The sequence below is a fragment of the Tsukamurella sp. M9C genome, from assembly GCF_020169415.1.
Lineage (GTDB): Bacteria > Actinomycetota > Actinomycetes > Mycobacteriales > Mycobacteriaceae > Tsukamurella.
In genome coordinates this window covers 1-9,823 of the sequence record NZ_JAIULG010000082.1, presented here as the reverse complement: position 1 = coordinate 9,823, position 9,823 = coordinate 1, and the positions used below count along the sequence as shown (strand labels likewise).

Here is a 9,823-nt window from a genome sequence, read left to right as displayed (position 1 = left end):
GTGTTGGGGCGTGCGGGTGCGGTGACGAACGGCGCGGACGCTGCGGGCGGGACCGGTGGTGCGGGCGCGGTCGCTGGGGGTTGGCCTCCGGGTTGTGCCGGCGCCGCGGGTGCTGGTGCCGTCGGTGGCTTCGGGGTGCCGGCGCCTGGGGCGGGGACAGCTTGACCTTCGATGACCTTGGTGGCGACGTTGCGTTCGTACCATCCGCGGAACGCGCTGCTGGAAGTGTCCCAGGCTGCGCCGATGCGATCTCTGACGTCCTTTTCGAACGCTGCGAAGCTGTGGCGGGCTTCGGGGTTCTGGGCCAGGACGAGCAGACTGGTCGCCACGACCACGACCGACCCGACGATGACAACATCGACGACGGTCACTGCGGCGATTGCGGCGGCGATTAACGGGAAAACCACTTGCTGCATGTCCGGCCGGCCTTCACCGGGGCGGTACACGCCGTCCGCGTATTGCGGGTCCTGGCCCCGGTAGACGCCGTCGATGAATCCCCAGCCAGGCTTGTTCTTGTCCTGGTCGGGAAGGAAGGACCCGCTGCCGGTCCCAACGCCGTCGCCGCTCCCGCCGATTCCATACCCGCCGGACGGTGGTGTGATCGGCCCGGAGCCGTCGTCGATGTGTGCGCCGCCGTCGAAGACACCGGAGCCGTTGTCGATGCGAGCGCCACCGAACCCTCCACCGGCGCCAGTGCCGCTGTCGGTGCCTGTTCCGGGGTCCTCTCGCACGCCGATGTCGCCTTGGCTGCGGTCATCGCCGGGGGAACTCGGATCCGCAGGCGGCGGCGGTGGCGGCGGCGGAGGAGGTGCGACGGGTGCGGTGCGAGCCGGAGGTGGGTTGCTGCTCGAGCCACGACTGGGACCGGAACCTGAAGCGGAGCCGCTGCTCGGGCCAGCGCTCGCAGCTGGGAGATTCGAGGGTGTTTGATTGTCCTTCGAGTCCACCGGTGGGGTATTCCCGCTGGTCATCTCGCCGCCACTAGTGACGGAGACAGGGTCCGCCACCAACGGATACAAGGCGTTCTTGTTCGGGGCGATGTGCTGGGTAATCGTCGACGTCACATCGTCGACCTTGTCGATGGAGTACCAGGTGGGTTGATCCCGACCGAGTGCGTCTTTCGCCCAGGGCGTTTTGATGGTGCGGACGATCTGCCCGGTGGCGGTGTTGACCAGGACGACGGAGCCGTCGGCGCGTTCGACGAGTTCTTGGTCCGGGGCGGTGGGAACGTTGGTGGTGAAGTTTCCGGGGCTGTCGGGGGTGGCGAGGATGTACCAGGCCTTGGGCTCCCCGCCTTCGAGGTCGGGGAGGGTGAAGGTGACGTACCCACCATGATCGAGGGCGTGAACGTCCACATCGGAGGTGGTGACCTGCACCTGACTCGTGTTTGCCGTGGCGCGGGCGGCGGTGTCCTGCAGGTGCTGCTCGGTGGTCGCGTCGAGGGATTGATCGAGGGTCTTCTTCGCTTCGATCCGCGACAGGAGGCCGGGGCGCAGGAGGGTTTGGGCGGTACCGAGGGTGAACGTCAACGGCAGGGTGACCACCCACGCGAACGGGACCGCCGCGATCGCGGCGTTCGTCCCCCACAACGCTGCCGCACCGGCTGCGTACACCGGATCAGCGGCGGCTTCCAATGGTGACGCCGCCACCGCGAACCGGGACGCCCCCTTGACCGGGTTGAGCACATTCCACGCGAGGCCCGACCAGGCTCGCACCGGGTCGCCCCCGACGCCGAGCAGGGCGGCGGTGCCCGAAATCCCGTCGGTGACGATGGAGGCGTACCCGCTGATGAACCGGCCCGGCACCGAAACCAGCTGCCCGACCGTAGCGTCGGCAACTTTGGCTGCAGCGTGCGGGAGCTGCCCCGCCGCTGTCTGGGTTGCCGCCCACGAGGTGAGGGCGGCGAGCTGCTCGACGTTGCCGGCCACTTGCGTGACGCGTTGTGCGGCTTGGGCGATCTGTTCCCCGACGATCCACACACCCCGGCTGTTACGGGCGACACCCGCCGAGCCCTCGCGGACCGCGCCTGCACGGTCCCGCACCGACCCCGCCGCACCAGCGGCACCGGTGAACACGGTGGACAGTGCCGACCGCCTCCGCTCCGCGACCACAACAGACGAGGCGGCGGGAACGGCAGTGGTGTCGGCGATCCGGGATTGCCCGGCCCCGGACGCGGTGGTCCACCGCCGGCCCGCGTTACGCTTCTTCGGTTCCTGTTCGCGGATGAGGGTGTTCGGTGAGGCGAGCATCAGCATCGCCGTCGGAACACCCGTGGGGTCGAGGCCCAGGATGTTGGTCGCGCGACCCTCCCGGACCAGGCGCTGCGCGGCCTCGCTACGCGGATCGGTGATCAGCTGATCGCCCACCCGAGGCCCGTAGGAGGTGAGCTCCGCCGCGTGGTAGGCGAGCTGCTGCCCGCGGACGGTGATCTGCTGCGGAACCGAGGTGACCGCGCCGGCTGCGACACCCAGCCCGTCGGCGATCGCCTTCACCGCGCGCCCCGGAGCACCGGTCACACCGCCGGCAGCCGTAACCGCACGCGAGGCGGTCGACCGCACACCCTGCGCCACAACACCACCCGCCACCGCTCCACCAGGCAGCGTGGAGAAGTAGTCATTGACCGGCACCATCGCCTCGGTGCCCGCGGTGATCGCCGCGGCCGCCTGCTGCCCTGCCACCGCGACCCGCTCGTGCACCACACCGGCGGCCCGGACGAGCTCATCCCACTCGCTGCGCAACCCGCTGTACTCGGTGAACGGGACGTTGACCTTGATCCACACCTTCTGCATGTGCTCGAACACCGCCCGCGCCCGCGCCTCGAGGGGCTTCAAAGCTGCTTGGGAGGCGTCGAGTTCGCGGGCGAGTTCCTTGATCCCCGAACCGACTCGGGAGTACGACTCCACCGCCGCGCCGAGTTGCATCGCCAGCTCGCCGGGGACTCGGCCGCGGAAGAACTCACCCTCCACACCCACGAATTCAGGGATCTCGAGTCCACGAACCCGCGAGTGCGCCGCCTGCGCGGCCTCCGCGAATCCCAGATACAGTCGCGCATGATCGAGCACCTCATCAACGCTCACCCCCGGCAGCGTGAACACGGCCTCCGGGAACCCGCCGACGATCAGGTCACCGAGCAGCTCCAGCTCCCCGACGATGCCGTCACCAGGAGTGATGTCGAAACTCATCGCGAAGGCCTCTCTAGGCAGGGGTCGTTGGCTCGGCGGGAACTGGTGGGCAGTGGATCAGCAAGACAGCTGAGACAACTCAAGGGAATCTGATCGCTGTCGTTCCGAACACGGGTCCCCCGTTGCGGGAGAAGCATCGTCGGTGGGCGAGGAGGTCACGGCGGACGCCGCGATCGCGACACCGGTGAGGGCCGCGACCGATAGCCGCTCGATCAAGGTGACGACGATGGAGTTCATCGGTGGGTCCGTTCCATGCAAGTGTGGGAAGCGCTCCGGCGGGCGCGGCATGCCGCCACCGCAGGGACAGCGGCGAGGTCGTTGAGGGATTCAGTTGCGCGACAGGGCGGAGCGGACCTGCGACCGCATGTCACGCACCTGCTCAGTGTTCGTACCGAGCGCGGTCTTCATCTGCCCCAGGATCTCGCTCACCGACGCCGCGGCGTTGTTCCACTTGGTCTGCACACCGCGGTAGAGCACCTGCTCATCCGCGTTCCACTGCGACTCCACCGACGCCACGTACCCCTGCAACTGCTCCAGGTTCGCCTCCAACGCGGCGACGATCGACGCCAGATCATCACCGGCGGTTTCCGCGCCACCCTCGTCGTACGCATACATCTCAGACATGATCATCTCCTCATAGGAAGGCTCAGACGCAGCTCACGGGAGTCCGTGGCTGCAGATAAGAAGTCGGCTCGAAAACCCCGGAGTCAGCGGAACTTCGCCTGATCCCAGGCCATGCCCCGAGCCGCCTGCTCAAGGTTCGCGGCCTGCTGCTGCTCACCGGAGGTGTACAGCTGCCCGGCCTGACCCACCGACTCGCGGATCGTCGTCAACGCCGCGTTGAGCTCCTTGAACGAAGCATCCCACCGCGTCGTCAACTGATCCCACGCGATGAACGACTGCCCCTTCCACGCCGCCGGCAACGCCTCCACCGCGGAGACGAACCGCTTGCCCTGAGCATTCAACGCCCCGGACACCTGCTCGATGTTGGTCGCGTGCGTGGTCACCGCATGATTGGCGACTGAGAAACGAGTACCCATGGCCGTCGTGCCCCTCCAGGAGTGTCCCCGGCAGCTGGTGCGACGGGGGTTGGATTTGGGCAAACCTTATAGGCGGTTAAGTGTGGCCGCAATAGTTACCGCAACGAACGTACGCTTCGTCACATCAACTAGCGAACACGGCTGTCCTGCGCTTATCTTCCCGCTCATCTTCCGGCCTCAGCCTCCCAGGGCGGAACCGCCACAAGATCGTTGAAGCTCCTAGTTGCGGTGTTGCTGCTGGCGGCGCTGCCCGCGGACTGCGACATCGACATCGGCCGGCAACACCCAGCGGCGGCCATGCCCGACGGTGTTACGCAGGTCGAGCTGCACTGTTGCCTGGCTCGAATCAGCGGTGTCGAGAAGCGTGATCGAATTCACCAGCCAGTACTCACCGCGGTACCACGCATGCTCACCCACAACCACATCCCGGCCACGCTTACGCGCCGATGCGAACAACGGCTGCTGAGGCGACATGCAGCAGACAGTACCGACCGCGACCCTGACATCAACCGAAACCGCAGGAGGCGACAACCCGGCCCGGCCGCAGATCCGCCAGAACAATCACGCCGCCGCCGCGTCACAATGAGCGGTATGCCGTACGTCCCTGCACCCAGCGAAGACGAGATCCGCGAACTCCTTGAGCCGATCCGGGCAGCCGCCCAGCGCAAACGTGCCGCCGAACAGGACTACCGCGCCGCGATCGCCCACGCACACCGCCGCCAGATGCGCCCGACCCACATCGCCCCCTACGCCGGCACCAGCCCACAAGCCGTCACCAAAACCCTCGCCCGCATCCAAGCCCGAGCGGAGGCCGAACGCGTCGCCGCGACGGACACCTCCCCATAGCGCGCTCCGGACCTTCCCGCCGGCAGACAGGGTCGCGTAGGTGCGTGAAGCCGCCCCTGGTGAGCGAGCATGACTATGCGCGCTAGCCATGCCGGTCACAAACGGGGCCGGACATAGGTGTACGCCTCCAACGACAGCTTCGGCGCCTGTCCAGGCGTGACCCACCGAATAGCGCCCTACTAAAATACCGCCCTCCGCCAGTAGGGCGGTGCACCACCGCCGGTCAGCCACTTCCCCGCGGCCGCCGCCAGGTCGGCGTCGGTGTCGGTCGCGCTCCACCGGTACGCGCACTGCCTCTGCGTTGTCGAGGTCCATCGCCCGTCCGGGCGCAATGAACTGCAGCCACACGGCATCGTCCGTGTCCCAAGTTCGCATCCGCCCGGGCATAGGATTGGGTGCAAGGCTGCTCGGGTGAGCAGCCGGTGCGGGGTCTCCGCCGAGCTGTTCCCGCATCTCGTAGAGGGCGCGCCTCCAGAACGCGAACTGCTCGGCCAGGAGGGCATGTACTGCGTTGGCCTGCTCGCGCTGCGCGTCGAGGACCATCGTCTCGATGTCGAGGTTCGAGGTACTCGCGGTGACGGTCAGCGCGACCGTGCCGCCGCCGGGGATCAGATCGGTCAGGGTGCGGCTCTCGGTCACGACTTCTCGTCGGTGTCGGCGGGCCAGATGGCTCCGTGCTCATTCGCGGCGTACCACGCCGCGGCGGTGTAGCTGCCGCTCTGCGTGTAGACGGTGCCGCGGCCGCGTAGTGCGCTGCCAGAGAGGCGGACTTGTCCTCCTGCTACGCCCCACAGCTTCAACGCCGCGGTCAGGATCTTCGGCCCCTCCCGGCGCCAGTCGTCGAGCGGGTAGGTGGTCTCGATCGGCGTGGGCCCGCTGCGCTCGACGAGGACGACGCGGTCTGCTCGCTCGGCGAGCTCGGCGGGATGCAGCTCGAAATATCCGAGCGCGGTGTCGACGGCCTCGACGAGCTGCTCCAGGTGCATCGAGACCTGCATCCGCACGGTGAACTCGTCCTCGGGCAACCCCTTCCGCATCAGAGCCATCACCTGCTCATGGACCGCCATCATCTCCGCGTCGACGGCGTCGAGCAGCTCGACGCGTCGACGGTAGCCCTCCGACTCAGCCACGATCGGCCATCTCGTCCGAGGTGCGCTTCGCCTGCGCGAACGCGGCGTCCACCGCGGCCGTCAGCCGGAGCATGGCATCTGCCATCACCAGCGCGGTGATCGCACCCCGCTCCCGCGTCGGGATCAAGGAGAGGATCAGGGCCTCGACGGCGTCCATCTGCGCCACGACCTTCGTGGCGACGGCGAGGGCGTGACGGGCCCAGGCGGCGTCGACCGGATCCTCACGTTCCTCGGCGTCGGTGAGCATCTGGCGGAGCTGGGCGATCACATCGGGGGCATCGTCGGTCATGCCGGCAGTATCTCTCCAGGCGCTGACGAGTACCGAATGAGCTTGAGCGGCTGCAGGTTCCGATGCAAGTGCAACCGTCGGCGGCATCGGAAACGCTGTCGACACTGTCAGTTCTCCGCGCGATGATCGGGGCATGGACGACGAGGACCAGTACCCCGCGCTGCAGCCGATCCTGCGCAGGATCCCCGAGGAGTGGGGCCGGAACATCGACATCGGCCCCGGCTGGTATCCGGTACTCGTCGACCTCGACCGGCAGCTCGCCGCAATCGATCCGGACTACGTGCTCAAGCAGGTGAAAGAGGAGGCGGGTGAGCTCGACGTCCGCTTCGACACCGTCCACGGCGAGCGCTACCAGCAGATGCGCGCACTGGTTCGGGACGCCGCGCAGCCGGCGGCCCACCTGTGCGAGGAGTGTGGTGCAGCCGGATCGCTAAATCAGTCGTGCGAGGGCAGCGTGCGCCGGCTCTGCTCCGCCTGCGCCGCCGCAGCGCAGGAGGGGTACGAGGCGACGAGCAGCGATCTCGACACCCGCGCGAGTCTGCACCGCATCGCGATGCAGGCCGCGGCGCAGCATCGACTCCTCACCTCGCTGCCGGCGCGCAGCAGGCCGGTTCCGTAACCCTGCCGCAGCGGGTGCACGCCTGGTGGCGGAGCACCCCCACCGGCGCGACGCAGCCCACGGCGGGCCGCCACGTCGACACCCCGTTGCTTCGCGACGAGACACCCGTGACGCAGCCGGTCGAAGCCCCGGCGACGCGCGACGCGCGACGCACCGCGACGCAGAACGCCTCCGTTCGCGATGCGGAGCTCGCGACGCACACCGCGACGTGCGCCAACGCGAACCGCGACGCGACGCCCGAGGAACCCGCGACGCGGCCCGACGCACTTCGCGACGCAGACACCGAGGAACTGTCCGTGACCAGCGCTGATTCGCGCGACGCAGCCGCGAAGCACGGCGACGAAGCACCCACGTCGCGGCGGCTCGCCGCGGTGCCGACTCCTCGACCCGCCGCGGCGCACGCCGCCGCTTCGCCCTCGACGCGGACCGCGACCGATCGCGACGCAGACGACGCGGAGTACTTGCTTCGCGCGCAGCAGCTGGTCGACGCGGGCCGCACGAAGGCGCCGGTCGAGGTCGTGGTGCGCGTGCTTCGCGGGAAGGCGAACGGCATGTCGAACCGCGATCTGGCCGACGAGACGGGTCTCTCGGAGTCCGCTGTGCAGCGCATCGTCACGGCCGCCCGCGAGCTGGAGGCCGCCTCCGAGGAGCCCGAGCCGGCCTTCGCATAGACCTCCGCGACCCACCCCACCGACACCCAGGGTGCATCCCCCTCACCTCGTCCACGAAAGGGACAACATGAACAAGAAGAAGTACCCCGCCCTCGCCGCGGCAATCGCCGCGGCGACCATCCTCACCGCGTGCGACACCACCACCGAGACTGCCTCGACGCCGTCGACCTCCTCGGTCACCGCCTCGCCCAGCGACAGCGCCGTCCGCACATACCGCAAGGCGCAGGCCGAGGAGGCCAAGCGCGAGATGAGGCGACACGTCGCGGCTGGTATTCCCGAGGCGGTCGATCGCCTGTACGCGGAGGCCGCCTCGACGGATGGCACCCCGTTCGCGTTCGGCTACGGCCCGGGCTGCTCGTGGGTCCGGCTCCCCGACGGAACGCTCTGGCCCCTGCACGCGGCGGGCGGCCCGCTCACCCGGGACACCGCAGCCGAGCAGCGCTTCGGTTCCTGGCCCGGCGCGGGTGCGAGTGAGAGCCACCCCTGCTCGCCCGCGGTCAACGTGCCCGCCGCAGATGACCTCAGCTCGCCCGGCCCTTACCTGTGGACCAACGAGCGCGGCACATTGCTGCTGCGGTGGAACGCCGCCGTGTACTCGGTACCCGTGAACATCCCCGAGACCGGCACGGCTCTGCGCGACGCGGTGAGCCATGGGCCGGCGCCGACGCTCGGCGAGACCGTGCCCGGCGTCAACGGCGCCCCGATCCCGACGCCCACCACCATCCCCAACTGAACCAAGGAGAACAGTCACGAACATCCTCGCTCGCCCGGCCACGCGCTCGGGCCTCATCGCCGCGCTGGCGCTCGTCATCGGCGTGCTGCTCGCGCTCGCCTTCACCTCGCAGCGATCGGCCGGGGTGGCCCCGCCGGCCACCGTCGAGCAGCGCAGCGTCGACGGGGTTTGTTCCCAAGTGGTCACCTCGTTCGACAGCACCACCACCTGGGCCGCCCCGATCGGCGAGAGCAAGCTCCGTCGAGTCGATCGCGATCAGCTCGGCCTCACCGGCTGCCGAGTCGACCCCGACCCGAACCGTCGCTGAGCCGGCCGCCAGGGTGCGGCATCCGCCACCGCGGGTGGCCGGGCCTTGTCCGCCGAACCTGAGCTGAAACAAGGAAAAACATGACCGAGGAAGCTTTCCGCCACGCCGCGCACACCATCACCCGAGACCACGCCGCGCCCGCCGCGGTCGCGATCTACTCGGGCGCCGTCGCCGCCGCGATCCGCCGCAGTCAGCGCGCAGCTGTCGCCGATGCTGCTCGACGAACTGAGCGGCGATCGCGTCGCCCACCGGGCCGCCGTGGAGATCGGCCCGGTCGGCTGCCTGGCACTGGAAACGTGGGTCTGCGAGATGTGGGAGCGCATCGAGGAGCTCGCCGCGGAGGCCGTTCCGCCCACCCTCACCAACGCTGAGCGCATGTACCGCCGCGCGACGATCGAGCTGCTCACAGAGGCCGAGCCCGACACGTCGACCGCCACGCTCGCCTTCGCCGCCACCCTCGCCGTCGCGTTCGTCCGCTGGAACTCCGCACGATCGGATCCCGCAGCAGGCGGCTTCGTCAGCAGCGTCCTCGAGGAGGATCCGGTCGCGGGCATGGCGCGGGAGCACCTGGATGAATCGACCCGCGCGAGCATCGCGCTCAGCGTGGGAAACCACTGGGCGGAGATCATGGAGCGCGTCGCGGTGATTGAAGCGATGGCCGCAATCGAAGCCACCGCCTGACCCGACGCAAGCACCCCGCCACCGTTCCTGGTGGCGGGGTGCGTTGGCTGTTCGGCTCAGGCGCGGCGTGGCTCGACCGGCACACCGACCGCGTCGAGGTCCGCCACCCGGATCGAGAGGCTGCCGGTCGGCAGCTTGCGGGCGGGCAGATCACCGGAGTCGATCATCCGACGGACGCTGCGGTCGCTGACGCCGAGCATGGCGGCGGCCACCGGGACGCTCACGGCCTGCGCGGGGATACCAGCGATGGTGGGCGGGATCAGCGCGGCGGGCATTCGCCAGCTCATGCGATGGGCGCCGGCGGGGCGGCGCTTAGGGGTTGTGG

The 9,823-nt window shown here is 69.0% G+C and carries 12 protein-coding genes and 1 pseudogene; 5 read left to right on the top strand and 8 right to left on the bottom strand.

What is annotated here, in order from left to right:
* The 7 genes and pseudogenes from LB823_RS23175 to LB823_RS23145 form a co-directional block, all read right to left on the bottom strand.
* Positions 1–3,182: pseudogene (locus LB823_RS23175) on the bottom strand (hypothetical protein); the annotation flags it as partial.
* 327 nt (positions 3,183–3,509) lie between these two features.
* On the bottom strand, positions 3,510–3,806 hold the full coding sequence (locus LB823_RS23170) for a WXG100 family type VII secretion target (protein WP_107504231.1): 297 nt from the start codon (positions 3,804–3,806) through the stop codon (positions 3,510–3,512).
* An 83-nt stretch (positions 3,807–3,889) separates the two neighbouring features.
* Positions 3,890–4,222 (bottom strand): WXG100 family type VII secretion target, encoded by a 333-nt coding sequence (locus LB823_RS23165; RefSeq protein WP_224652062.1) that lies wholly within the window; start codon positions 4,220–4,222, stop codon positions 3,890–3,892.
* Between the two features lie 219 nt (positions 4,223–4,441).
* The gene (locus LB823_RS23160; RefSeq protein WP_224652060.1) at positions 4,442–4,696 is read right to left on the bottom strand and encodes a hypothetical protein; all 255 of its coding nucleotides are present in this window, start codon (positions 4,694–4,696) and stop codon (positions 4,442–4,444) included.
* Positions 4,697–4,783: 87 nt separating this feature from the next.
* A complete protein-coding gene (locus tag LB823_RS23155) occupies positions 4,784–5,707 on the bottom strand; it encodes a hypothetical protein (protein ID WP_224652058.1) in 924 nt (307 codons plus the stop codon).
* Positions 5,704–6,198 carry a hypothetical protein gene (locus LB823_RS23150; RefSeq protein WP_224652057.1) on the bottom strand — a complete coding sequence of 165 codons (495 nt, stop codon included), beginning with the start codon at positions 6,196–6,198 and terminating at the stop codon, positions 5,704–5,706. Before LB823_RS23150 ends, LB823_RS23155 begins: the two co-directional genes overlap by 4 nt.
* Entirely contained in the window at positions 6,191–6,487 is a 297-nt protein-coding gene (locus LB823_RS23145; protein ID WP_224652047.1) for a hypothetical protein, read from the bottom strand. Before LB823_RS23145 ends, LB823_RS23150 begins: the two co-directional genes overlap by 8 nt.
* A gap of 133 nt (positions 6,488–6,620) precedes the next feature.
* Between LB823_RS23145 and LB823_RS23140 the strand changes: the two genes are divergently transcribed.
* The 5 genes from LB823_RS23140 (at position 6,621) to LB823_RS23120 (ending at position 9,498) form a co-directional block, all read left to right on the top strand.
* Entirely contained in the window at positions 6,621–7,106 is a 486-nt protein-coding gene (locus tag LB823_RS23140; RefSeq protein ID WP_224652045.1) for a hypothetical protein, read from the top strand.
* Positions 7,107–7,213: 107 nt separating this feature from the next.
* The gene (locus LB823_RS23135; RefSeq protein ID WP_224652043.1) at positions 7,214–7,777 is read left to right on the top strand and encodes a winged helix-turn-helix domain-containing protein; all 564 of its coding nucleotides are present in this window, start codon (positions 7,214–7,216) and stop codon (positions 7,775–7,777) included.
* Between the two features lie 67 nt (positions 7,778–7,844).
* Positions 7,845–8,510 carry a hypothetical protein gene (locus LB823_RS23130; protein WP_224652041.1) on the top strand — a complete coding sequence of 222 codons (666 nt, stop codon included), beginning with the start codon at positions 7,845–7,847 and terminating at the stop codon, positions 8,508–8,510.
* An 82-nt stretch (positions 8,511–8,592) separates the two neighbouring features.
* Positions 8,593–8,817 (top strand): hypothetical protein, encoded by a 225-nt coding sequence (locus LB823_RS23125; protein ID WP_224652039.1) that lies wholly within the window; start codon positions 8,593–8,595, stop codon positions 8,815–8,817.
* A gap of 210 nt (positions 8,818–9,027) precedes the next feature.
* Positions 9,028–9,498: a hypothetical protein gene (locus LB823_RS23120; protein WP_224652038.1), complete on the top strand. Its 471-nt coding sequence runs from the start codon at positions 9,028–9,030 to the stop codon at positions 9,496–9,498.
* A 56-nt stretch (positions 9,499–9,554) separates the two neighbouring features.
* Here the strand turns inward: LB823_RS23120 and LB823_RS23115 are convergent.
* Positions 9,555–9,823, bottom strand: a 269-nt coding sequence (locus LB823_RS23115; protein WP_224652036.1) for a helix-turn-helix domain-containing protein, incomplete at its 5' end; no start/stop codon positions are given.